This is a genomic window from Rhabdothermincola salaria (assembly GCF_021246445.1).
Lineage (GTDB): Bacteria > Actinomycetota > Acidimicrobiia > Acidimicrobiales > Acidimicrobilacustridaceae > Rhabdothermincola_A > Rhabdothermincola_A salaria.
In genome coordinates this window covers 250,676-273,416 of record NZ_JAJQXW010000001.1, presented here as the reverse complement: position 1 = coordinate 273,416, position 22,741 = coordinate 250,676, and the positions used below count along the sequence as shown (strand labels likewise).

At 73.7% G+C, this 22,741-nt stretch carries 21 protein-coding genes; 6 read left to right on the top strand and 15 right to left on the bottom strand.

Annotated elements, in window-relative coordinates; genetic code table 11:
• Window positions 1-3: 3 nt before the first annotated feature.
• The 10 genes from murC to LUW87_RS18965 form a co-directional block, all read right to left on the bottom strand.
• Window positions 4-1,467 carry a UDP-N-acetylmuramate--L-alanine ligase gene (gene murC / locus LUW87_RS01305; protein WP_232669269.1) on the bottom strand — a complete coding sequence of 488 codons (1,464 nt, stop codon included), beginning with the start codon at window positions 1,465-1,467 and terminating at the stop codon, window positions 4-6.
• A complete protein-coding gene (locus LUW87_RS01300) occupies window positions 1,457-2,593 on the bottom strand; it encodes a UDP-N-acetylglucosamine--N-acetylmuramyl-(pentapeptide) pyrophosphoryl-undecaprenol N-acetylglucosamine transferase (RefSeq protein ID WP_232669268.1) in 1,137 nt (378 codons plus the stop codon). Before LUW87_RS01300 ends, murC begins: the two co-directional genes overlap by 11 nt.
• On the bottom strand, window positions 2,593-3,804 hold the full coding sequence (ftsW, locus tag LUW87_RS01295) for a putative lipid II flippase FtsW (protein WP_232669267.1): 1,212 nt from the start codon (window positions 3,802-3,804) through the stop codon (window positions 2,593-2,595). Before ftsW ends, LUW87_RS01300 begins: the two co-directional genes overlap by 1 nt.
• The gene (gene murD, locus LUW87_RS01290) at window positions 3,801-5,174 is read right to left on the bottom strand and encodes a UDP-N-acetylmuramoyl-L-alanine--D-glutamate ligase (RefSeq protein ID WP_232669266.1); all 1,374 of its coding nucleotides are present in this window, start codon (window positions 5,172-5,174) and stop codon (window positions 3,801-3,803) included. The genes ftsW and murD overlap by 4 nt, the downstream gene beginning before the upstream one ends.
• A complete protein-coding gene (mraY, locus tag LUW87_RS01285; RefSeq protein WP_232669265.1) occupies window positions 5,174-6,208 on the bottom strand; it encodes a phospho-N-acetylmuramoyl-pentapeptide-transferase in 1,035 nt (344 codons plus the stop codon). The genes murD and mraY overlap by 1 nt, the downstream gene beginning before the upstream one ends.
• Complete coding sequence (locus tag LUW87_RS01280) at window positions 6,205-7,650, bottom strand: UDP-N-acetylmuramoyl-L-alanyl-D-glutamate--2,6-diaminopimelate ligase (protein WP_232669264.1); 1,446 nt, start codon at window positions 7,648-7,650, stop codon at window positions 6,205-6,207. The genes mraY and LUW87_RS01280 overlap by 4 nt, the downstream gene beginning before the upstream one ends.
• Window positions 7,651-7,656: 6 nt before the next feature.
• Entirely contained in the window at window positions 7,657-9,606 is a 1,950-nt protein-coding gene (locus LUW87_RS01275; RefSeq protein ID WP_232669263.1) for a peptidoglycan D,D-transpeptidase FtsI family protein, read from the bottom strand.
• A 350-nt stretch (window positions 9,607-9,956) separates the two neighbouring features.
• Entirely contained in the window at window positions 9,957-10,385 is a 429-nt protein-coding gene (locus LUW87_RS01270) for a septum formation initiator family protein (RefSeq protein ID WP_232669262.1), read from the bottom strand.
• Window positions 10,382-11,356 carry a 16S rRNA (cytosine(1402)-N(4))-methyltransferase RsmH gene (gene rsmH / locus LUW87_RS01265; protein WP_283250896.1) on the bottom strand — a complete coding sequence of 325 codons (975 nt, stop codon included), beginning with the start codon at window positions 11,354-11,356 and terminating at the stop codon, window positions 10,382-10,384. Before rsmH ends, LUW87_RS01270 begins: the two co-directional genes overlap by 4 nt.
• A gap of 241 nt (window positions 11,357-11,597) precedes the next feature.
• Entirely contained in the window at window positions 11,598-12,038 is a 441-nt protein-coding gene (locus LUW87_RS18965; RefSeq protein WP_232669260.1) for a division/cell wall cluster transcriptional repressor MraZ, read from the bottom strand.
• Window positions 12,039-12,298: 260 nt separating this feature from the next.
• Between LUW87_RS18965 and LUW87_RS01255 the strand changes: the two genes are divergently transcribed.
• The 3 genes from LUW87_RS01255 (at window position 12,299) to LUW87_RS01245 (ending at window position 14,826) form a co-directional block, all read left to right on the top strand.
• Window positions 12,299-13,600, top strand: a complete 1,302-nt coding sequence (locus LUW87_RS01255; protein WP_249419701.1) for a TrkH family potassium uptake protein — start codon at window positions 12,299-12,301, stop codon at window positions 13,598-13,600.
• A 16-nt stretch (window positions 13,601-13,616) separates the two neighbouring features.
• Window positions 13,617-14,303, top strand: coding sequence for a potassium channel family protein (locus tag LUW87_RS01250; protein WP_232669258.1), 687 nt, complete (start codon window positions 13,617-13,619; stop codon window positions 14,301-14,303).
• A 139-nt stretch (window positions 14,304-14,442) separates the two neighbouring features.
• Window positions 14,443-14,826: a hypothetical protein gene (locus LUW87_RS01245; protein ID WP_232669257.1), complete on the top strand. Its 384-nt coding sequence runs from the start codon at window positions 14,443-14,445 to the stop codon at window positions 14,824-14,826.
• On the opposite strand, the gene LUW87_RS01240 is transcribed toward LUW87_RS01245, so the two are convergent.
• The 4 genes from LUW87_RS01240 to LUW87_RS01225 all read right to left on the bottom strand — a co-directional run bounded on the left by LUW87_RS01240 (window position 14,823) and on the right by LUW87_RS01225 (window position 17,364).
• Window positions 14,823-15,512: a lipoate--protein ligase family protein gene (locus LUW87_RS01240; RefSeq protein WP_232669256.1), complete on the bottom strand. Its 690-nt coding sequence runs from the start codon at window positions 15,510-15,512 to the stop codon at window positions 14,823-14,825. The two genes, LUW87_RS01245 and LUW87_RS01240, sit on opposite strands and share 4 nt — an antisense overlap.
• Complete coding sequence (locus tag LUW87_RS01235; RefSeq protein WP_232669255.1) at window positions 15,509-16,015, bottom strand: HNH endonuclease; 507 nt, start codon at window positions 16,013-16,015, stop codon at window positions 15,509-15,511. The genes LUW87_RS01240 and LUW87_RS01235 overlap by 4 nt, the downstream gene beginning before the upstream one ends.
• Window positions 16,016-16,128: 113 nt before the next feature.
• Window positions 16,129-16,431 carry a hypothetical protein gene (locus LUW87_RS01230; RefSeq protein ID WP_232669254.1) on the bottom strand — a complete coding sequence of 101 codons (303 nt, stop codon included), beginning with the start codon at window positions 16,429-16,431 and terminating at the stop codon, window positions 16,129-16,131.
• 9 nt (window positions 16,432-16,440) lie between these two features.
• Window positions 16,441-17,364: an ROK family protein gene (locus LUW87_RS01225; RefSeq protein ID WP_232669253.1), complete on the bottom strand. Its 924-nt coding sequence runs from the start codon at window positions 17,362-17,364 to the stop codon at window positions 16,441-16,443.
• A 198-nt stretch (window positions 17,365-17,562) separates the two neighbouring features.
• Between LUW87_RS01225 and LUW87_RS01220 the strand changes: the two genes are divergently transcribed.
• From LUW87_RS01220 to LUW87_RS01210, 3 genes are read left to right on the top strand one after another with little or no spacing between them, the layout of a single operon-like run.
• Window positions 17,563-18,531, top strand: a complete 969-nt coding sequence (locus tag LUW87_RS01220; RefSeq protein WP_232669252.1) for an AAA family ATPase — start codon at window positions 17,563-17,565, stop codon at window positions 18,529-18,531.
• Between the two features lie 3 nt (window positions 18,532-18,534).
• Window positions 18,535-19,743 (top strand): DUF58 domain-containing protein, encoded by a 1,209-nt coding sequence (locus LUW87_RS18960; RefSeq protein ID WP_232669251.1) that lies wholly within the window; start codon window positions 18,535-18,537, stop codon window positions 19,741-19,743.
• Window positions 19,740-22,184 carry a transglutaminase TgpA family protein gene (locus LUW87_RS01210; RefSeq protein ID WP_232669250.1) on the top strand — a complete coding sequence of 815 codons (2,445 nt, stop codon included), beginning with the start codon at window positions 19,740-19,742 and terminating at the stop codon, window positions 22,182-22,184. Before LUW87_RS18960 ends, LUW87_RS01210 begins: the two co-directional genes overlap by 4 nt.
• Before the next feature lie 134 nt (window positions 22,185-22,318).
• Here LUW87_RS01210 and LUW87_RS01205 read toward each other — a convergent pair whose 3' ends face one another.
• On the bottom strand, window positions 22,319-22,699 hold the full coding sequence (locus tag LUW87_RS01205) for a DUF3040 domain-containing protein (protein WP_232669249.1): 381 nt from the start codon (window positions 22,697-22,699) through the stop codon (window positions 22,319-22,321).
• Between the last annotated feature and the right edge of the window lie 42 nt (window positions 22,700-22,741).

Sequence of the window (22,741 nt, the reverse complement as noted above, 5' to 3'; positions counted from 1 at the left end):
CCGTCACGAGGCCGGCTGGTCGGCCAGGGCCAGGCGGTCGAGCACCTCGTCGGGGGCGGCCGTGAGGTCACCGGCGCCCAGAGTGAGGCACAGGTCGCCGGGCCGGAGCCGGGTCGTCAGGTAGTCGACGACGTCGCGCCGACGAGGCAGGTACGCCACCTGGCGATGGGGGTGGGCGTCGAGCACGGCGTCGACCACCAGCTTGCCGCTGATGCCCGGCCTCGGCATCTCGCCCGAGGCGTACACGTCGGTGATGACGACCGCGTCGGCGCCTTCGAACGCGTCGGCGAACTCGGGCCAGAGGGCCTCGGTGCGGCTGTAGCGGTGAGGCTGGAAGACGACGACCACCCGCGACCACCCGCCGTCGAGGGCGGCGCCGAGGGCGGCACCCACCTCCGTGGGCAGGTGGGCGTAGTCGTCGACGAACGTGACGCCGGCGGCCTCGCCCCGGAACTGGAAGCGGCGGGCCACCCCGGCGAAGCGGGCCAGCGCGGCCGCCGCCGGCGCGAAGTCGACCCCGAGCTCCAGCGCCAGGGTGACCGCGGCCGCCGCGTTGCGGGCGTTGTGGGCCCCGGGCACGGGGAGCACGACCTCGCCCAGCAGCTGGCCGCGACGGTGCAGGTCGAAGCGAACGCCTCCCCGGCCGCTCTGCAGGTCGACGAGGCGGTAGTCGGCGTCCGCGGCGGTGCCGTAGGTGACCGCGTCGTGGGCTCGGCCCAGCGCGCTCGCGACCGGGTCGTCGGCACACACCACCCGCGGGCCGGGCGTGGCCGCCAGGAACGACGCGAAGGCGGCGTGCAGCGCCTCGACCGACCCGTGGAACTCGAGGTGGTCGGGTTCGACGTTGGTCACGATGCACCCGTGGCGGGGCAGGGCGAACCCGGAACCGTCGCTCTCGTCGGCCTCGATCACGAACCACTCGCCGCTGTCCCACGCCGCCCCCGAGCCGATCTCGTTGACGTCGCCACCGATGATGAACGACGGTCGCTCGCCCGCCTCGACCAGCACGAGGGCCAGCATCGACGAGGTGGTGGTCTTGCCATGGGTGCCGGCGACGGCCAACGCTCGCCGGGTGGCGGCGACGGCCGCCAGGAGCTCGGCCCGACGCACCACCGGCACCCCCCGGGCCTCGGCGGCGCGGACCTCGGTGTTGCGGGCGGGGATCGCCGTGGAGACGGCGACGAAGTCGGCGTCGTCGGGCACGTTGTCGCCGGCATGGCCGATGGTGACGTCGATGCCGAGCGCCCGGAGCCGCTCGAGGCCGGGGGACTCCTTGAGATCGCTGCCGCTGACCCGGTGGCCCATGGCGGCGAGCACCTCGGCGATGGCGCTCATCCCCGCCCCGCCCACGCCGACGACGTGGACGACCCTCGTCCCGGACAGGTCGATGCGTCCGGCGGCCTCGGCGATGGCGGCGGCCGCGCTCGTGGCCGGGGCCTCCTCGGTGGACTCGGGCTCAGTGCTCACGGCGGGCGTGCTCCTCCACGAGGTCGGCCACCCGGTCGGCGGCATCGGGATGGGCGAGGCTACGGGCGGCCGTTCCCATCGACGCCAACCGGTCCGGGTCGTCGAGGAGCGGTTCGACGACGGCGACCAACCGGTCGGCGTCGAGCTCGACGTCGGGCACCATGATGGCCGCGCCGGCCCGCACCAACGGGGCGGCGTTGGCCGTCTGGTGGTCGCGGGGCGCGGCCGGGAAGGGCACCAGCACCGAGGCCAGCCCGACCTCGGCCACCTCCGCCACGGTCGTCCCTCCCGACCGCGACACCAGCAGGTCGGCGGCGGCGAGGACCTGGTCCATGTGGTCCTCGTAGCGGACGGCCTGGTAGCGCAGACCGTCCGGCGGGATCTCGGGCACCGGCGGCGGACCGGCGTCGTGGTCGCGGCTGCCGAGCACGTGGCGCACGGCGAGGTCCCCCCTGCCGGCCCACCTGGGTAGCGCCCCCCACACGGCGTCGTTGACCCGGCGTGAGCCGAGCGACCCGGTCACCACGGCCACGACCGTGCGGTCGTCCGGCAGTCCGAGGGCGGCCCGCGCCGTGGCCCGGTCGGCCACGCGATCGACGGCCAGCACCTCGGAGCGCACGGGGTTGCCGGTGACGACCCGATGGGGCAGGTCCGTCTCGTCGAAGGGCACCGCACAGGCCTTGGCGAACCGGCCGGCGAGGCGGTTGGCGGCACCGGCCCGGGCGTTCTGCTCGGTCACCACGATCGGCACCCGCCACAGCACGGCGCCGAGCACGCACGCCACGCTGGCGTAGCCGCCCAGCACGACGACCACCGCGGGCCGCTCGCGCCGGATGAGGGCGATCCCCTCGACCATGGCCCGCAGCAGACCCCAGATGGCGCCGATGTTGGCCACCGTGAGACGGCGCTGGATGCCGCGACCGGGCAGGAGCGTGATCCGGAACCCGGCCTCGGGGACCAGGCGGGCCTCGAGCCCCCGCTCGCTGCCCACGAAGTGGATCGAGTCCTGCGCACGACCCCGGGCGACGAGGGCCCGGGCCACGGCGAGCCCGGGCAGCACGTGCCCAGCGGTGCCGCCCCCGGCGACCACCGCCCAGGAGAGCGGGCTGGAGGCCCTGCGACCCATCAGCGCGCCTGGCGGGCGATGTTGAGCAGCAGGCCGGCGCCGGCCATGGTGAACAGCAGCGAGGACCCGCCGGCCGACACGAACGGCAGCGGGACGCCGGTGATGGGCAGCACGCCCACGACCGCCCCGATGTTCACGAAGGCCTGGACGAGGATCCACGCCGTGATCCCGGTGGCGAGCAGCATCCCGTAGCGATCGGGCGCTCGCAGCGCGGTGCGCACCCCGAGCACGCCGAGCAACACGAACAGGGCGACGACGGCCAGCGCACCCAACAGGCCGAGCTCCTCGCCGATGATGGCGTAGATGAAGTCCGTGTGGGCCTCGGGCAGGAACCCCCACTTGGCCCTCCCCTCACCGAGCCCGGTGCCGAGCAGGCCGCCGTTGGCCAGCCCGGTCTGGCTCTGCACGGTCTGGAAGCCGAGGTTGAGGGGGTCGGCCCAGGGGTCACGGAAGGCCATCAGGCGCCGGAAGCGGTACGGCTCGGAGAAGGCGAAGAACGTGGCGCCGGCCACCAGACCGCCGGTGGTGACCGCAAGGGGGGTGGTCGGGGTCCCGGCCACGAAGCACATCACCAGCACCACGGCGGCCAGCACGAGGGTGGTGCCCAGGTTGGGCTGAGCCATCACCAGCGCGGCCACGACGATGAAGACCACCATCACGGGCTTGAGGCCGAGGTGCCAGTTGCGCACCTTCGAGCCCCGGCGGGCGAGCAGGTCGGCGGCGAAGAGCACCAGAGCCAGCTTGGCCAGCTCCGACGGCTGGAAGCTGAACGGGCCGTAGCCCAACCACCGGGTGGCGCCGTTGGCGTCGACGCCGACGCCGGGCACCAGCACCAGGACCAACAGCGCGATGGCGGCCAGCAGGACCAGGCGCGTGTACCGGCGCCACCGGTGGTAGTCGATGCGCAAGGCGATGAGCAGGGCCACCGACCCGATGGACAGCCACAGGAACTGGCGCTGGAACTGGTACCAGGGCGAGCCGTACTCGTAGAGGGCGGTGACGGCCGACGCCGACAGCACCATCAGCAGGCCGATGAGGTTGAGCACCACCACCAGCCCGAACATCCACGCGAACGACGAGCCCGACCCGAGCGGCTCGCGCTCGACCCGCTCGGCGCGATCGGCGCGATCGGCGCGATCCAGACCGTCGGGGCCGTCGACGGGGCTGCGACCGGTGCGCCGCCGACGCAGGGCGACCAGGGGGGAGGTCATGATCGCTCCGTCGCGTCGTGGAGGGTGCGCACGGCGCGGGTGAAGGCGTCGCCCCGTTCGGCATAGGAGCCGAACCAGTCGAACGAGGTGCAGGCCGGGGAGAGCACCACGACGTCGCCGGGACGGGCGAGGTCGGCGGCGGCTCGCACCACGTCGCCCATGTCGGTGCGCACGACCTCGACGGGCAGTCCGGTGCGGGCGAACACGGCGGCCACCTCGTCGGCGGCCTCCCCCATGGCGACCACGGCTCGCACCGGGGGCACGGTGCCGGCGAGGACGCCCAGATCGAGGCCCTTGTTGCGCCCGCCGGCCACCAGGACCACCGAGTCGAAGCCGGCCACGGCCGCCAGCGTGGCGTGGGTGGTCGTGGCCTTGGAGTCGTCGAACCAGCGGACGCCGTCGACGACCGCCACCTCCTGCACCCGGTGGGCCGGGGCGGTGAACGACCTCAGGACGCCCCGCACGGCTTCGACGTCGGCCCCGGCGCACCTCGCCACGGTGGCCGCGGCGAGGGCGTTGGAGAGATCGTGCGGGAGGGCTCTGGGCAGCTCGTCGACGCCGACGAGGTCGACTCCGTCGGCGGCGACCAAGCGCCCGGCGCGCACGGTGGCGTCGGGTCGCTGGTCGGGGTCGAGACCGAAGGTGACGACCCGGGCGGAAACGGGCCGGTGCGATCGGACGACGGGGTCGTCGAGGTTCACCACCGCCGCGGCGTCCGCAGGGAGGTCGGCCCACAGGCGCGCCTTGGCCCGTTCGTAGGCTTCGAGGGAATCGTGGACGTCGAGGTGGTCGGGAGCGAAGTTCAGCCAGGCGGCGACGGCCGGGCGGAAGCGGTGGGTGTGACCGAGACGGAACGACGACGCCTCCACCACGAACACGTCGGTGGCAGGGTCGTCGATCGCCTCCACCAGGGGCACATCGGTGTTGCCGCAGGCGACGGCGCGCCGGCCGGCGGCGATCAGCATCGACGTCACCATGGTGGTGACGGTGGTCTTGCCGTCGGTGCCGGTGACGGCCACGACCGGCCGGTCGTCCCACGCCCGGGCCAGGTCGAACTCCGATCGCACCGGCACCTCGAGGCGGCGGGCGGCGGCGAACACCGGATGGGCGTCGGGGACACCAGGGCTGGGCAGGACGGCGTCGACCCCCGCCACTGCCCGCTCGAGCTCGTCGGCACTGGGCGCCGCCAGAAGGTCCACGGCGAGGGATCGTGCCGCAGCCTCGGTGCGGGGGGTGGGATGGTCCTCGACCACCGCGACCTCGGCCCCGCGCGCTCGCAGAGCACGGGCGACGGCGCGGCCGGTGATGCCGAGTCCGATGACCAGCGCCCGGCGGGGGGTCGGCTCCGTGGTGTCGTCGCGGGCGCCCATCAGTCGATCGTCCCCGGGAGGCGGACGAAGTCGGCGTAGTAGAGACCGAGCGCCAGCGCGGTGAACAAGCCAGCCACGATCCACAGGCGGATGATGACGGTCGTCTCCGGCCAACCACCCAGCTCGAAGTGGTGGTGGAGAGGGGCCATGCGGAAGACGCGGCGACCGAGGAGCCGGAAGCTGCCGACCTGGAGGATGACCGACACCGTCTCCATCACGAACAGACCACCGACGATGGGCAACAGCAGCTGGGTGTTGGTCGACAGCGCCAGGACGGCCAGGCCGGCGCCGATCGCCAACGACCCGGTGTCGCCCATGAAGATCTTCGCCGGGGCCGCGTTCCACCACAGGAACCCGGCGCAGGCCCCGAGCATGGCCGCGGCGACCACTGCGGTGTCGAGGAAGCTCTCGTTGCCGTACACGCCTTCGTGGCGGAAGCCCCAGAAGGCGATGACGGTGTAGGCCGCGAACGCGAAGATCGACGAGCCCGCCGCCAGGCCGTCGAGCCCGTCGGTGAGGTTCACGGCGTTCGTGGTGGCGAGGATCAGCACGACCGCGAAGACGGCCCACCCGATGTCGCCCAGCTCGAAGCCGGGATAGTCGTAGCGGGTGAAGGAGATGGTCGTCTGCACGTTGGTGAACACCAACATGCTCACCGAGAACCCCACCGCCACGGTGAGCAGACCGAGGATCTTGGCCCGCTTGTTGAGGCCCAGGTTGCGCTCCCGGAAGACCTTGAGCCCGTCGTCGACGAGACCCACCACCCCGGCCAGGAAGATGGCGGCCATGCACAGCAGACCTCGCCGGGTGTAGACGGCGCCCGAGAGGTCGCTGATGCCCCAGGCGACGGTGGCGGCCAGCACGATGGCCACGCCGCCCATCGTCGGGGTGCCGGCCTTGGTGATGTGGCCCTCGGGCCCGTCCTCCCGGATGGGTTGGCCGATCTGGCGGCGCTCGAGGGCGGTGATGAGCAGGCGGGTGCCGATCAGCGACACGGCCAGGGCCACGCCGGCGGCGACGAGCAGGCGGATCACGAGGCGCCCCCGATCCGCCGCAGCTCGTCGCGGGCGACCTGGCGGTCGTCGAAGGGCGTGAGCACCCCGCCGATGTCCTGGGTGGCCTCGTGGCCCTTGCCGGCCAGGACCACGACGTCGCCGGGCTCGGCCGCGCGCAACGCGGCGGCGATGGCGGTCCGGCGATCGGGCTCCACCACCACGGCGTCGGCCCGACGGGGCCGAGCCCGGTGGAATCCCTGCGTCACTGCGTCGATGATGGCTCCGGTGTCTTCGCCCCGCGAATTGTCCGCGGTCAGGATTACCCGATCCGCTCCCTGCGCCGCCACCTCGCCCATGAGGGGCCGCTTCTCGCGGTCACGCTCGCCGCCGCAGCCGAACACGACCGTGACCCGGCCCGTCGCCGCGCCCGGGGCGTCGCCGCCCGGCCCGACCAGCGGAGCGACGCTGGCCAGCAGGTGGGCCAGGCCGTCGGGGGTGTGGGCGTAGTCGACGATGACGGCGTAGGGCTGGCCCTCGTCCACGATCTCGAACCGTCCCGGGACGACCACCGGATCCGAGAGCCCGGCGGCGACCACGTCGTCGGGCACGCCGAGGAGCCGGGCGGCAGCGGCGGCGGCGAGGGCGTTGGCCACGTTGAAGGCACCACCGATCCCGAGCCGCACGGGGTGGTCCCGCCACCGGAAGCTGGAGCCGGCGACGGAGAGCTGCAGGTCCTCGGCGTCGGCCAGTCGGTAGCCCTCGGTGGGCACCAGAGCGGCATCGGCCAGCAGGCGCCCGTGGGGGTCGTCGAGGTTGACGACGGCCCGCTCGCACAGCTCGGGTGTGAAGAGGCGGGCCTTGGCCTCGAAGTAGGCCTGCTCGCTGCGATGGAAGTCGAGGTGGTCGCGGCTGAGGTTGGTGAAGACCGCCACGCGGAAGCGGGTGCCGTCCACTCGGTGCAGTGACAGGGCGTGCGAGGAGACCTCCATGGCCACCGCGTCCACCCCGTCGGCGCGCCAGCGGGCCAGGCGCCGTTGGAGGTCGGGGGCCTCGGGCGTGGTACGAGCCCCCGACAGGGTGCCGAGGAGCTCCGTCGACCGACCGGCCCGGCGCAGCACGGCGCCCAGCAGGTGCGTGGTGGTCGTCTTGCCGTTGGTGCCGGTCACCCCCACCACGTCGAGGGCCTGCGACGGCTGCCCGTGGAGGTGGGCGGCAGCGAGCGCGGTGGCCAGCCGGCTCTCGGGCACGACGATCTGGGGGACGGCCACGTCGAGTCGGCGTTCGGTGAGCAACGCAGCGGCGCCGGCGGCCACCGCGGTGGCCGCGAAGTCGTGGCCGTCGTGGTGCTCGCCCCGCACGCAGCAGAACAGCCACCCCGGGGCGACCTCGCGTGAATCCAGGGTCAGGTCAGCGACCGGGGCCGCCGCGTCCCCGATCACGACGGCTCCAGGGAGGACCGAGGCGACCTCGTCGACCCTCACTGCCGTCTACTCCTCGGCCTGGGCGCCGTGCGGGACGGTGCTCGGTGGGGCCACCGGGGTGCCGGCGGGCAGGGCGCGGACACGACCGTCCTCGCCCACCTCGCCGACCGCCTCGACGCCGGGCGCGGCCGCCGGGCCGACGCCGCCGTCGACGACCGCACCTCCGTTGGCGCTGTCGGTGGCCGGGGGGGCGATGCCGAGGCGACGCAGGGCGAAGCTCCCGAGCTTGGAGAAGACCGGAGCGGCGGTGGCCCCTCCCGTGTAGCGCGAGCCGGACGGTTCGTCGATCATGACGTAGACCGACAGCGCCGGCTGCTGTGCAGGCACGAACCCGATGAAGGTGGACTGGTACTGGCGCACGCCCAGCTCGTCCTCGTAGCCGCCGCCGTCCTGCAGCTTCCACGCCGTGCCGGTCTTGCCCGCCACCTCGTAGCCGGGGATGGCCGCCAGCTGGCCGGTGCCCGTCTCCACGACGCTGCGCATCATGACGTTGAGCTCCGCGGCGGTCTCGGGCGTGATGACCTGGCGGGGGGTGGGCGGAGCCGAGGGCCGTTCCACGCCGTCGCCGTCGACCGTGGCGGCGACGAGGCTGGGGGCCACGTAGCGACCGTCGTTGGCGATCACGTTGTAGGCCAGCAGCATCTGCAGCGGCGACACGGCGACGCCCTGGCCGATGGCGATGGTGGCCAGCGACGTGCCGGACCAGTCCGACGGGTCGGGGAGGGCGCCCGGAGCCTCGTTGGGGAACCCCAGCTCGGTGGGCTCGGCCAGCCCGAAGCTGCGCAGGGCGCCGTGGAGCCGGTCGGGGCCGAGCATCTGGCCGATCTTCACCGTGCCCACGTTGGACGAGTCGGCCAGGATCTGGCTGACGTCCCAGGTGACCGGGCCGCGGGGCTCGGCCTCCTGGATCTCGTAGTCGTAGATGGGCAGCGTCGACGGCAGGTAGAGCTCGCTGCCGGGCTCCACGTGGCCGTCCTCGAGGGCGGCGCCGATGGTGACCGGCTTCATCACCGACCCGGGCTCGTACTGGGTGGTGAGGGCGGCGTTGTTGGTGCCGATCACGACCTCGTCGCTGTCGGGGTCACGGACCACGTTGGCCATGGCCAGGATCTCACCGGTCTCGGGCCGGCTGACGATGGCGATACCACCCTGGGCGTCGACGGCGGCGACCTGCTCGGCGAGGAGGCGCTCCGCCTCGAACTGGATCGACCGGTCGAGGGTGAGCATCAGGTCGTCGCCCGGCACCGCCGGCACCACGTCGCGCTCGCCCACGGCGATGGTCTGGCCCTCCGGGGTTCGCTCGTAGCGGATCTCCCCGGGTGTGCCGGTGAGCACGTCGCCGAACTGGGCCTCGAGGCCGGAGATGCCCTGGTTGTCGACGTCGACCTGGCCCAGCAGGGAGCGGGCCGAGTCACCGGCCGGCAGGTACCGCTCGCTCTCGTCGAGGAACGCCACCCCCGCCAACCCCAGTGCGGCGATGCGGTCGGCGACGTCGGCCGACACCTTGCGGGCCAGGTAGGCGAAGCGCCCCTCCCCGGCCATCTCGGCGGTGACCTCGTCGACGTCGAGCCCGAGCAGCGGCGCGACCGCCGAGGCGGCGACGGCGGGCTCCTCGATCAGCTCGGGGTCGACGAAGACCGAACGGGTCGGACGCGAGACGGCCAGCTCGGCGCCGTTGCGGTCGAGGATGGCCCCCCTATCGGCGGCGAGGACCGTCGTGTCGAAGCGCTGGGCCACGCCCCAGGCCAGGTGGCGGTCGGGGTTGAGCACCTGGAGGTCGATGACCTTGGACGCCACGATCGCGAACAGCAGCCCCACCACCGCCAGCACGGCCAGGAGGCGGCGACGGTGGTCGGGCGGGGCGCCGGCGCCGACGTGGACCGATCGGCGGGCGGCCCGTCGCCGGCGGCCCCCCTCGGGCACCGCCGCCAGGCGGCGGGAGAGGACCTCACCCACCCGCGAGGGGACGTGCGGTCGACGCGCTCCCGGAGGGTCGTGCGGGGCGGCGGCGCCGACCCCACCCCGACCTCCGACGCGGACGGGCCCACTGCGGGAGGCGGGTGTGGAGCGGGTGCGGGCGCGCCCTTCGATCGCCGTGTCGGAACGCGTCGTGCCATCCGGCCGGGAGGTCGACGTCCGTCCCTCGTCGCCCGCCGCACCGGCGCGGGCGCGCGACCGACGGTTGCGATCCGGCGCGCGGGTCGCGGGCCGCGGGCGGCGAGCCCGCTCACCCATGACCGCCGGGTCGTTCCAGGGGGCGTGGCGGGTCGGTGACTCGTGGACAGGCGCGGTGGGGCCCGGAGGTGTCACCGCCCGGGCACCTCGGCGGCGCGGGCGTCGTCGTCGGGTCGAGGTTGGATGTAGACGACGCCCGGGGGCGAGACCATGCCCAGCCGGTCGCGCGCGGCCTCGGTGATGCGTTGGGGGCTCTCGAGCTCGGCGAGCTGGTCGTCGAGCTCGCGGGCCAGGTCGGCTTCGACCGCGATCCGGTCGGTGAGGTCGTCGAGCCGCTTCTGCTGGGACACGATCAGCGTCTGGAAGCCGGCGACGGCGAACAACGAGGCGAACAGCACGATGCCGGCCACCGTGCCGACCTGCCACCGTCGGCGACGCCGGTGGACGACCCGGAGATCGGGGCGCGGGTCGCGCTCGGGAGTCCGCGCCGGCTGCGGGAGGGCCGCCACGCCTCCCCGGGCGAGGGGAGCGGCGGCCGCGGCGGAGGGCGGGGGGGTCACGACGGTGCTCCCTGGACGTCAGCGGCGGCCAGCCGCTCGGCACCACGGAGACGGGCGCTCTCGGCCCGGGGGTTGGCGGCGATCTCGTCGGCCGTCGGCTTCCACGCGCCCTGCTTGAGGAGGCGCACCGTGGGAGTGGCCCCGCACACGCAGGGGAGACTCGGTGGGCAGCTGCAGTCCCCGGTGGCGGCCGAGCGCAACCGGGCCTTGACGATGCGGTCCTCGCCGGAGTGGTAGGCGAGCACGACGATGCGGCCGCCCGGAGCCAGCAGGTCGATGGCGGCGTCGATGCTGGCCGGGAGGATGCCCAGCTCGTCGTTGACCTCGATGCGCAGGGCCTGGAACGTCCGCTTGGCCGGGTGCCCGCCGCGCCGGCGAGCGGGAGCGGGGATGGCATCGCGCACCAACTCGGCCAGCTGGCCGGTGGTGGCCACCGGACGGGCGGCGACGACGGCCTTGGCGATCCGGGCGGCGAAGCGCTCGTCGCCCAGCTCCCGCAGCACCGCCGCCAGGCGGGCCTCGGGGTAGGTGTTGACGACGTCGGCCGCCGAGCGCGCTGCGTCGGGGTCCATGCGCATGTCGAGAGGGGCGTCGTGGCGATAGCTGAAGCCCCGTTCGGCCCGGTCGAGCTGGGGCGAGCTCACCCCGAGGTCGAAGAGCACCCCGACCACCGGGGCCCCGTCGAGGGTGCGGTCGGCGACCTCGGGCAGGGCGTCGAAGCGGGCCCGCACGGTGCGCACCCGATCGCCGAACGGCGTCAGCCGGGCCCGGGCCGCCTCGAGCGCCGAGGGGTCCTGGTCGATCCCGAGCACCCGCACCTGCGGGTGGGCGTCGAGCAGAGCCCGGGCGTGGCCGGCCCCGCCGAGGGTGGCGTCGACCACCCAGCCGGCGGCCACCGGGGCGAACAGGGCCACGATCTCGTCGGCCATCACCGGCTGGTGGGCGAAGCGGGGATCGGGGCGGTGGTCCATGACGGTGCGGCCCGACACGCAGGGCACCGACCGGGCCCGCTCATCGGCAGCCCCTCGGATCACGGTCGCCCGCCGGGATGTCTCCCCGACTGGGCTCGATGGGAAGCGGGCGGAGTAGGGGCCTTCCATCGTGTGATCCGAGAGGCTGCGGGTGAGCGGACCGCAGCGGTGTGCACAGAGGTGTCGGTGGGCGGGGTCCTTCGGTCGGGTGGCGGTGAGCGGGGACATGGCGGGCAGGTGGTCAGAGCCCGAGGGCGGTGACCGCCTTCACGAGGCTGTGGTCGGCGGCGGAGGACTGGTCGGTCCAGCGCTCGGGGTTCCAGATCTCGATGCGGTCGATGGCGCCGATGAGCACGGCGTCGCGGTCGAGTCCGGCGAACTCCCGGAGGCGCTGGGGGATGGTGATGCGGCCCTGCGAGTCGGCGCTGACCTCGTGGGCGTTGGACGAGAAGGCCCGCATGGCCTCCTGGGGGGCCTGGCCCTCCCTGATCTTCTGGGTCAGTCGCTGTGCCACGTCCTGGAAGCCCTCCTCGGTCCACACGCCGAGACACAGGTCCCACTGCGAGATGTAGCCCCGCTGGCCGTTGAGGTGGTTGCGGTACGTGACCGGGAGGACCACTCGGCCCTTGTCATCGAGCGAATGCTCGAACGTCCCGACGAACACGTTCCACGACCTCTCCACCGGCCCCCTCGGAGCCCCACGAGGCCCCACTGTATGCCACTTCCCCCCACCTGTCCACACCTCACCCCCCGTCGCGCCCCGCCGGGTCCACCGCCCGACGTGCACCCCCGCCCACGCAGGGCGCGGGCCCCGGAGACGACGGGCGCGACCTCGGGCGCCGGCGGCCGGGGCCGCCCCGTCGACGATGGCGACAGCAGGGCCCCTGGCGGAGTAGGAAGTGGGGAGTGCCGTTCGCCCGTCGAGCCCTCTCCCCCGCCCGCATGGTGGTGATCGCCTTCGGCGCCGCCATCGCCGTGGGCACGGTGCTGTTGATGCTGCCCTTCGCCACCGAGTCCGGATCGGTGACCAACCCCGGCGAGGCGCTCTTCACCGCCACGTCCGCGGTGTGCGTCACCGGGCTCGTCGTGGTCGACACCCCGACGCACTGGAGCACGTTCGGTGAGGTCGTGATCATGGTGCTGTTCCAGCTGGGCGGCTTCGGGATCATGACCCTGTCGTCGCTGGTGGCCCTGACGCTCTCCCGCCGGCTCGGGCTGCGCCAACGGCTGTTCGCCCAGGCCGAGACCGGCACCATGGACCCCGGCGACGTCCGCCGGGTGCTCATCGGCGTCGCCGCCTTCACCGTCCTGTTCGAGAGCGTGGCCACCGTCGTGCTCTCCTGGAGGTTCTACGCCGACGGCGACGTGTCGGTCGGACGCGCCGTGTACCTGGGTCTGTTCCACGCCATCTCGGCGTTCAACAACGCCGGGTTCTCCCTGTTCAGCGACAGCCTCATGGGCTTCGTCACCGACTGGTGGCTCATCGTCACCATCGGCCTGGCCGTCATCGCCGGCGGCATCGGCTTCCCGGTCTGGCTCGACCTGCGCGAGCACCTCACCCGACCCCGTCGCTGGGCGCTGCACACCAAGCTCACCGTCGGCACCACGCTGCTGCTGTTGGTGGTGGGCACGGTGCTGCTCAGCGCCACCGAGTGGACGAACCCCGCCACCCTCGGGGCCCTCGACGGACCGGACAAGGTGCTCGCCGGCTGGTTCCAGGCGGTCATGCCCAGGACCGCCGGCTTCAACAGCCTCGACTACGGCGCCATGCGCGAGAGCAGCTGGCTCGTCACCGACGCGCTGATGCTCATCGGCGGCGGTTCGGCCTCCACCGCCGGCGGCGTCAAGGTCACCACGTTCGCCCTGCTGGGGTTCGTGATCTGGTCCGAGGTCCGCGGCGACCCCGACGTCAACGCCTTCGGTCGCCGGATCCCCGACACCGCCCAACGTCAGGCCGTGGCCCTGGTCCTGTTGGCCGTCGGAGCCGTGATCACCGCCACGTTCGCGCTGGTGGTGCTGGCCGACGTGACCATCGGCCCCGCGCTGTTCGAGGCCCTCTCCGCCTTCAGCACGGTCGGGCTCTCCACCGGCATCACCGGCGAGCTCGGGACCCCGGCCCAGATGGTGCTGGTGGTGCTCATGTTCCTCGGGCGGGTGGGCCCCATCACCCTGTTCGCCGCGCTCGTGCTGCGCGAGCGTGGGCGCCTCTACCGACTCCCCCAGGAAAGGCCGATCATTGGCTGAGCACCAGATGCCCCGCATGCCCCGCCGACGGCCCGCGGGCATCCGCCACTCCACCGCCGACCAGGTCCTCGTGATCGGTCTCGGGCGCTTCGGCGCGTCGCTCGCCACCAGCCTCATGGGCCTCGGCTACGAGGTGTTGGGCGTGGACACCTCCCCCGCCCTGGTCCAGCGCTACAGCGGGCTGCTCACCCAGACCGTCGAGGCCGACAGCACCGACGCCGACGTGCTGCGCCAGCTCGGTGCCGGCGAGTTCCCCATCGCGGTCGTCGGCATCGGGACGGGCATCGAGGCCAGCGTGCTCACCGTCGCCGCACTCGGCGACCTCGGCGTGCCCGACATCTGGGCCAAGGCCATCACCGAACCGCACGCCCGCATCCTCGAACGGGTGGGCGTGCACCACGTGGTCTTCCCCGAGGCCGAGATGGGCGAGCGGGTCGCCCACCTCGTCACCGGTCGGATGATGGAGTACCTCGAGCTCGACCCGGGGTTTGCCCTCGTGGAGACCACCGCGCCGACGGAGATGCTGGGCAAGTCCCTCACCGAGCTGATGTTCCGGTCCCGCTACGGCGTCACCGTCGTGTGCATCAAGCCCGCCGGCGGCGTCTTCACCTACGCCACGCCCGACACCGTCGTCGGCGAGGGCGACACCATCCTCGTCGCCGGCGAGACCGCTCGGGCCGAGGCCTTCGCCAACCTGACCTAGCCCTCCCCCTCCAGACGCGTTCTCGCATGCTCTCGACGCTCCCCGAGGCGCCGATTCCATGCAGGAACCAGGGAGGGAGCCACCGAACCGGACCGCCGGGACACCGGAGCGCCGGAGCCACCCACGAAGGGACCACGCGATGTCCACCCCCACCGAGGATCGCCCGCCCATCGACCACGACGTCCACACCGCCGACCTGCCCCCGCTGCCCCAGAGGGAGTCGATGATCCCCGCCACGCGCTGGATCGAGGCCCCGCCGTTCGTCCGCGACCTCGGCCAGGAGATCGGGGTGGAGCTGGTCACCTACATCCGTCGCATCCACGACTACCTGCTGTGGCGGGCCGGGCGGGCCGCCGGAGAACCGGCTCGCTACTGCGCGGTCAACGTCGCCGATCCGGAGGACCGCTGGTTCTTCGCCCTCGACGCCGACGGCAACGGCGACGGCCTCGGCCCCGACGGCGAACGCCACACCCGCTTCCGCACCTGGAAGCTGTCGCTGCGCGACGCCAGCACCCCCGACTAGCTCGGGAGACGGGCCAGGACCGCGTCGACGACGTCTGTCGTCGTCGACGTGGTCATCGGCGCCACCGGCAGGTCGCGGAGGTGGCGGGCGCCCGCCGAGCCGGCCACCCGGGCCAGTCCCGGGGCCAGCAGGGCGACCTGGCGCTCGGCATCCCACGAGAGCAACACCGAAGACTGCAGGCGGGCGGTGGACCGGGTCCGTCGCTGGGAGATCCCGACCGCCTTGGCCCCGCCGACGGTGACCTCACCGGGCCCGAGCCCGGCGAAGCAGACCACCGGCGACAACGGCGTCGTCACCAGTCCGGCCTCGTGCACCGCCACCTGGTCGGGCGGCACCCCCAGGTCGCCCAGCACCCGGGCCCAGAGCTGCCCCAACCAGGCGAACGCCCGCCCCACGTCGTCGTGCCAGAGCTCGTCGTCGCGGGGCACGACAGCGTCGACCCACACCACCGCCCCGGGGTCGAGCAGCACCGCACCTCCCCCACTGCGCCGACGCACGACGTCCACCCCCAGACGCTCGGCGGCACCGGTGTCGACGTCGGTGGCGGGCTGGGTGGAGCCGAGCACCAGCGCCGGACGGTCGACCGTGAACACCCACATCTCGCGCCGGGGCGGATCGGACGGGTCGCGTCCGTGGAAGGGGCCGGCGGCGCCGGCCAGCTGTTCGATCGACCAGCGACCCGTCACCCGGTGGCCGTCAACCAGGGCATCCACTCGGCCCGGGTGGCGCCGGCCCGCACCACCAGCGACCCGATACCCCGGGGCTCGAAGGGGTTGGCGAGCAGCGGCATGCCCGCTTCCTCGGGAGTGCGGTTGCCCTTGCGACCGTTGCACGTGCGGCAGGCGGCGACCAGGTTCGCCCAGGTGTGATGGCCTTCGGGTCGGGAACGGGGCACCACGTGGTCGACGCTGTCGGCGTGCCCGCGGCAGTAGGCACAGCGATGGCCGTCGCGCGTGAGCACCCCTCGCCGGGTGACGGGGGCGGTCCGACCTCGGGGCACCCGCACGTAGGACAGGAGCCGGATGACGTGGGGCCTGGCCACCGACACGCTCGGCGAGCGCACCCGTCGGTGCTCGTCCGCGGTCACGATCTCGGCGACCCCGTCGAGGACGAGGACCACCGCCCGCTGCCAGCCCACCGTGCTCAGCGGTTCGTATGTGGCGTTCAGGACGAGGACGTGCTCACCCACGGTTCCCCTCGGGGCCGCGAGCCGGGCGGATGCCCCGCTCCTGGCCGCAGCGTAGTGGCCGGCGGGCGGAGCAGGTCAGGTCGATCGGACGCACGGCACCCGCCTGGCCCGGCTCAGCTGCCCGTGACCCGGGGCCAGGCCCGGCACCAGTGCAGGTAGGTGACGACGTCGGCCGGACGAGGGTCGTGGCCCTGGCCCCCGTAGGCGGTGACGAGACGAAACCGCAGGTAGGCGGGGTCGGGCACCGGCAGGTGGGGGCGTCGACGCCACCACCGGTCGGGCACCAGACGGCCGAGCTGGCGAACAGCGGTGGTCCACAACCAGGGCCGCACGACGACCGCGACCGCCGCCCGACCCATCCACGCGATCGAGACGGTAGCGGCGCCCGCCCCGTTGCCTCGACCTCGTCGCACCATGACCCGAGCCTACCGTCGGCCTCCCGGACGGTCGGCGCCGGCGGCCGAGCCGCGCCAACCGACGGCCGCGGCCCCCACGAGCGGACCGTCGCCACCGAGACCGCCCGGTGAGATGACGGTGCCGCGGGAGAACTCCAGCCGGGCCAGACGATCGATCTCGCCCTGGGCGGCGGCGAAGAAGACCTCGCCGAACCCCAGGGCCACCGAGCCGGCGACCAGCGCCGAGCGCAGGTCGAGGAGGTTGGCCACCGACGCCACCGCCCGGCCCACCAGCACGCCGGTGCGGCGCCGCACCTCGTCGCTCGCCTCGGCAGCAGGGCGCCCGGTGATGGCGGCGATGGCGGTGCCGGATGCCTCGGCCTCGAGGCAGCCGACGCCGCCGCAGGCGCACCGGCGCCCGTCGGGCACCACCACGACGTGGCCGATGTGCCCGGCGTTGCCCCCGGCGCCGTCGAGGAGGCGCCCGTCGAGGACGATCCCGCCCCCCACCCCGGTGGAGACGACCATGGCGAGGAAGTCGTCGACGCCGGCGGCGGCACCGATCCAGCCCTCCGCCAACGCCAACGCCTTGGCGTCGTTGTCGACGAAGGTGGGCAACCCGGTGTGGGTGCGGAGGTGGTCGCGCAGGGGGAACCCCCGCCACGCCGGGATGTTGAGGGGTGAGACGTCGACGCCGCCGGGAGCCATGGGCCCTCCGCAGCCCACGCCGACGACGGCCGGGGCGGGCCCCGGTCCGGCGGCGAGCACCTCGTCGACCGCGCCGGCCAGCAGGTCGAACAGGCCCTGCGCGGTGAGGTCGCGCCGGGTGGGCACCTGGCGGCGGACCAGGACGACACCCTCGGCGTCGACCAGCCCGGCGACCATCTTGGTGCCACCGATGTCGACGGCCAGGCACGTCCTGGCGGGTGTTCCCCCTGTGTCGTCGGCGTTCACGCCACGGCACCCTACCGACCGCCACTCCGTGCCGACGGGGCGCCCGGCACCGATCGCCGGCCGGCCGCGGGCGGGCCCAACGGCCCCGACCTCGTGGATCCGCCTTCGGCGACCTAGCCTGACCGGGCGGATGGCCCAGTTGGACCGTCCTCCCCCCCGCCTCTGGCCCCGTCGGCACCCGCCGAGAGGAGCTCGGTCTTGACCACCCAGGAAGCCGGTGTCCGCACCGCCACGTTCGCCGACCTGTTCGGGTCCATCACCGACTCGATGGCCCGGGCGATCCAAGGCAAGCGCGAGGTGATCGAGCTCGCCGTGCTCTGCCTCGTGTCCGAGGGCCACCTCCTGGTCGAGGACGTCCCGGGCGTGGGCAAGACCACCCTGGCCAAGGCACTCGCCGCCTCCATCGACTCCAGCTTCGGACGCATCCAGTTCACCCCGGACCTGCTGCCCAGCGACGTCGTCGGCGTGACGGTCTGGAACCGCTCGACCGACAACTTCGAGTTCCGTCCCGGGGCGGTGTTCGCATCGATCGTGCTGGGCGACGAGCTCAACCGCGCGTCACCCAAGACGCAGTCGGCCCTGCTCGAGGCCATGGCCGAGAACCAGGTGACCGTCGACAACGTCACCTACCCCCTCGGTCCGCCGTTCATGGTGATCGCCACCCAGAACCCGATCGAGCACGAAGGCACCTACCCGCTGCCGGAGAGCCAGCTCGACCGATTCCTGCTGCGGGCCAGCATCGGCTACCCGAGCCGGGCCGACGAGCTCGCCGTGCTCGACACCCACGGCGACGTGGAACCGCTCGCCCGGCTGACGCCGGTCGCCACCGCCGCCGACGTCCAGGGCCTCATCGCCGCCGCTCGCACGGTCCACGTCTCCGAGGCCGTCCGGGGCTACCTCGTCGATCTGGCCGATGCCACCCGGCACCACCCCCACCTGGCCCTCGGCATGTCACCGCGAGCCACGCTCTCGCTGTTGCGGGCCTCCCGGGCCCGAGCCGCCAGCCAGGGACGGGGCTATGTCGTGCCCGACGACGTGAAGGCCCTCACCGAACCGGCGCTCGCCCATCGCCTCATGGTCACGCCCGAAGCCCAGCTCCAGGGCATCGGCGCGGCCGACGCCCTGGCCGAGGTCGTCGCCACCGTCCCGGTCCCCACCGCCGGGTAGCCCGTGCTCACCCGTCGAGGCTGGCTCACCGGTGTGAGCGCGGCTGCGCTGTTGGTCGCCGGGCGCGTGTTCGGGTTCGTGGAGGCCTACGTCGCCGGCGCCGTGTTGGCTGCGCTCTTGGTGCTCTCGGGCCTGTGGCTCGTCGTGACCCGCATCTCGGTCGAGGTCAGCCGGGACCTCCACCCACCACGGGTGAGCGCCGGCTCCCCGTCGCGCATCGACCTGCACGTCACCAATCGGGGGCGACGACGCTCGCCGCTGCTCACCCTGCGCGATCGCGTGTCGGGCACCCGGGGCGCGCTGCTCGTCGTGAACCCGCTCCGACCCGGCGGGTCGGCGAGGGCCGCCTACCGCTTCCCCACCGAGCGGCGCGGCGTCGTCTCCATCGGGCCGCTCGAGGTCGAGATCGCCGACCCCCTGGGCCTGGCCCGGTTGGTCATGCCGGCCACGGGGATCTCCGAGCTGATCGTGTACCCAAGGGTCGAGGCCGTGTCGCCCCTTCCCCTCACGTCGGGCAACGATCCCATGGCCGGCGCCGAGCACCCCAATGCGCTGGGTCGGTCGGGCGAGGACTTCTACGCCCTGCGCGCCTACGTGGTGGGCGACGACCTCCGGCGGGTGCACTGGCCTTCCACCGCTCGCCACGACGAGCTCATGGTGCGCCAGGACGAGTTGCCCTGGCAGGGGCGAGCGACGCTCGTGCTCGACGCCCGGGTCACGCGCCACGACGAGGTCACCCTCGAGCGAGCGGTGTCCGCCGCCGCCAGCCTCGTCACCGCCGGAGCCCGACGCCAGGACCTCATCCGCTACCTCGCCACCGACGGTGCCGACTCGGGCTTCGCCGCCGGCCACGGCCACGCCGAAGCCGTCCTCGAGCACCTGGCCTGCATCGGACCGACCGGCGAGGGCGGCTTCCGCCGCACGCTGGACACCCTCGCCGCCGGCACCACCGGTGGCGCGCTGGTGGTGGTGGGAGGCCTGTTCACCGACGCCGATCTGGAACAGCTGGGCCGGCTGGGCCGGCGCTACGGCGCAGCGATGGCGGTGGGCTTCGACCGGGTGACCGCCGCCTCCCCCCAGACCAGCCCGGGACCCGGAGGCCTCCGGGTGCTCCGTGTCGCACCGGACACCGCGTTCGCCGCGGCCTGGGCCGAGGTCCAACGCCGCTCCCGATCCACGTCGACGGCGCGCCCGGTGGGGAGCCGACCATGACCATCACCTCGCCGCCTCCTCCCCCGCCCGACGGGCCCGCGCCGGCCCCTGCGCTCGAGCCACCGCCCGACGCCCGGGCCGATCGCTTCGGAGGCACGCGCCCGGCCCGCCCGGCCCGTCGGGGGGCCGACCGCCCGCCGCACCTGCTCGGCGCCGAGGTGGCGCTGGGCGCCCTCACCGCTGCCGGGGTGTACGGCTTCGCCCGCATCTTCGACTCCTTCGACTTCCTCTGGCCTCTCTTGGTCATCGCCGGCGCCGTCCACGTGCTCAGCGCCGTCCTGCGCCGACGCGGCGTGGGCATCGCCCTGTCGTTCCTCGCCGTCGCCGCGGCCTGGGTCCTCGTGGCCACCTGGCTGTTCTTCCGCGAGACGACCTTCGCCCTGGTCCCCACCCCCTCCACGCTCGACGCCGCCCGGCTCGAGCTCGACCGCTCGTGGTCGGCGTTCAGCGAGCTGGTCGCCCCCGCTCCCGTGCTCACCGGATTCGTCGTGGCCGCTGCCCTCGCCGTCGGGGTCGGCGCCTTCCTGGCCGACTGGGCGGCGTTCCGACTGTGGTCGTCACGCGACGCCGTGGTGCCGTCGCTCACCCTCTTCGTGTTCGCCACCTTGCTCGCCGGTGGACGTCAGAGGGTGGCCAGCGCCGTCGTGTACGTGGCGGCGGCCTTGGTCTTCGCGCTCTTGCACCGGGTCGTGCGCCTGGAGCGCAGCAACGGGTGGGTCACGAGCGAGCGCGCCACCGGCGGGCGGGCCCTCCTCGGTGTCGGGGTGGTGATCGTGGCCATGGCGCTCGTCGCCGGCGTGCTGCTCGGTCCCCGGCTGCCCGGCGCCGACTCCGACGCCATCGTCGACTGGCGCGGGTTGCAGGAGGACGACGGGCGGGTCACCGTCAGCCCGCTGGTCGACATCCGCAGCCGCCTCGTGCAGCGCAGCGAGAGCGAGGTCTTCCAGGTGTCGAGCCCGGTGCCGGCGTACTGGCGGATGACCGCCCTCGACGACTTCGACGGCGTCATCTGGCGATCCAGCGGCACCTACGACCGGGTGCAGAACCGGCTTCCCGTGCCTTCCTTCCCCAGCCGCTCGGTCGAACAGGTGGACCAGGAGTTCCGCATCCAGAGCCTCTCGACGCTGTGGCTGCCCGCCGCGGCCGTGCCCGTCGGGGTCTCGGCGGACCTGCCGGTGAGCTATCAGGCGGAGACCTCCACCCTGATCGTCGACCCCGACCTCGCCGATGCCGACGGGGCCAGCTACACCGTCGAGTCCCTCGTCCCCACGTGGAGCGCGGAGCAACTGCAGCGAGCGGACCCGGCTCTGCCGGACTCGGTGGGCGACGCCCTCGACCTACCGGAGGACTTCCCCGAGGTGGCCAGCGCCACCGCGCGCGAGGTCGTCGCCGCGGCCGGGGCCACCACCCGCTACGAGCAGGTCCTGGCCCTGCAGGACTTCTTCCGGACCTCGGGTGGCTTCACCTACGACCTCGAGGTCGACTCCGGGCACAGCGGGAACGCCATCGTGGCCTTCCTGGAGAACCGCCGGGGGTACTGCGAGCAGTTCGCCGGGACATTCGCCGCCATGGCCCGTTCCCTCGGGATCCCCGCCCGCGTGGCCGTGGGCTTCACGTGGGGCGACGAGCTGGGCACCGACGAGGCCGAGGGCACCACCACCTTCCAGGTGCGGGGGCGCAACGCGCACGCCTGGCCCGAGGTCTACCTCGGCGAGTACGGGTGGGTCCCGTTCGAACCCACACCGGGCCGAGGTGCGCCCAACGCCGAGGCCTACACCGGCCAGAGCGCCTCGCAGGTGGCGCCTGCCACCGGAGGCACCGAGCCCACCCCACCCGAGGGGGCCGAGGGCGAGCCGGCGCCGCCCGTGACACCGGAGACCCCCGACAGCCTCCCCGGCGAGGAAGCCGGCGACGTCCTGAACAGCGAGGGCGCCGCCGGAGCGGATACGACCTCGGGTCGTGGCGGGGCCGGCACCCTCGCCCTCGCCGTCGTGCTGCTCCTGGCCGCGGCGGCCGGGTATCTCGCCCTCGTGCCGGGACGACGCGCGCTCACCCAGCGGCGGCGCCGCCACGCCGCCCACGGCGATCCCTCCGCCGAGATCCGCGTGACCTGGCGCGAGGTCGCCGACGACCTCGCGCTGGCTCGGCTCTCACCCCGTCCGGGCGAGACCCACGCCGAGACCGCCAGCCGCGTCAGTGCCGCCCTCCCCGATCAGGCCGCCGCGCTCCACCGGTTGGCCGACGCCGCCGACACCGCTGCCTATGCGCCGAACGGGCCCGACCAGGCCCTGGCCGACGCGGCCCGAGCCGACGCCGGCGAGGTCAGGGCCTGCGTCGCCGAGCGGCTGCCCCGCTGGCGTCGGTGGTTGGCGGCGCTCGACCCCCGGCTCGGTGCCGACCGGGCTCCCCGACGCCATCACGTCGATCGCCCTCACGGCTGATCCGCCCCCATCGCGGCCCCGGCCACCGGTTCCGGGCACTCCTGCTCACCGCCGAGGGAGGGCTGGCTCGGCCCAGGCGCGACACCTGGGCGGCGGTCTCCGGCGATGGTCGAGACGGTGCGGGCGGGTGCCCGTCAGGCGTCGTCGTCGCGCCGCATGCGGTCCTTGAGGCGCGAGTTGGTGTTGCCGAGGGCGTCACGCAGGCCGGCGACCTTGGTCGACTGGGTCATCTGCTGCATGCCCACCTTGCCGAGGCGCCGGGCGTTGCGTTCGGCAGCGAGGGCCGACACCAACATGACCAGGAAGCCGCCGAAGGCGAGGAAGTACGAGGTGCCCAGGGTGAGCACCAGGCCCACGAGACCGACCACCAGCCCGAGCAACGACCACTTCAGGTTGCGGTACGCCGAGGTGTAGACGGTGGTGTCGGCGATGTCGCGGGCCAGCGAGGGATCAGACTGGTAGAGCTGCTGCTCGATCTCGCTGAGGATTCGCTGTTCGTCCTCGGATAGCGGCACCGTCTCGACCCCTTCAACCAACCCAAGTGTGTCCCGGGAGAC

Coding starts and splice junctions, on each gene's coding strand:
- LUW87_RS01300 (WP_232669268.1), bottom strand. CDS start 2,593: ATGGGTCGCAGGGCCTCCAGCCCGCTCTCCTGGGCGGTGGTCGCCGGG.
- ftsW (WP_232669267.1), bottom strand. CDS start 3,804: ATGACCTCCCCCCTGGTCGCCCTGCGTCGGCGGCGCACCGGTCGCAGC.
- murD (WP_232669266.1), bottom strand. CDS start 5,174: ATGGGCGCCCGCGACGACACCACGGAGCCGACCCCCCGCCGGGCGCTG.
- rsmH (WP_283250896.1), bottom strand. CDS start 11,356: ATGGACCACCGCCCCGATCCCCGCTTCGCCCACCAGCCGGTGATGGCC.
- LUW87_RS01255 (WP_249419701.1), top strand. CDS start 12,299: ATGGTGGTGATCGCCTTCGGCGCCGCCATCGCCGTGGGCACGGTGCTG.
- LUW87_RS01250 (WP_232669258.1), top strand. CDS start 13,617: ATGCCCCGCCGACGGCCCGCGGGCATCCGCCACTCCACCGCCGACCAG.
- LUW87_RS01245 (WP_232669257.1), top strand. CDS start 14,443: ATGTCCACCCCCACCGAGGATCGCCCGCCCATCGACCACGACGTCCAC.
- LUW87_RS01230 (WP_232669254.1), bottom strand. CDS start 16,431: ATGGTGCGACGAGGTCGAGGCAACGGGGCGGGCGCCGCTACCGTCTCG.
- LUW87_RS01210 (WP_232669250.1), top strand. CDS start 19,740: ATGACCATCACCTCGCCGCCTCCTCCCCCGCCCGACGGGCCCGCGCCG.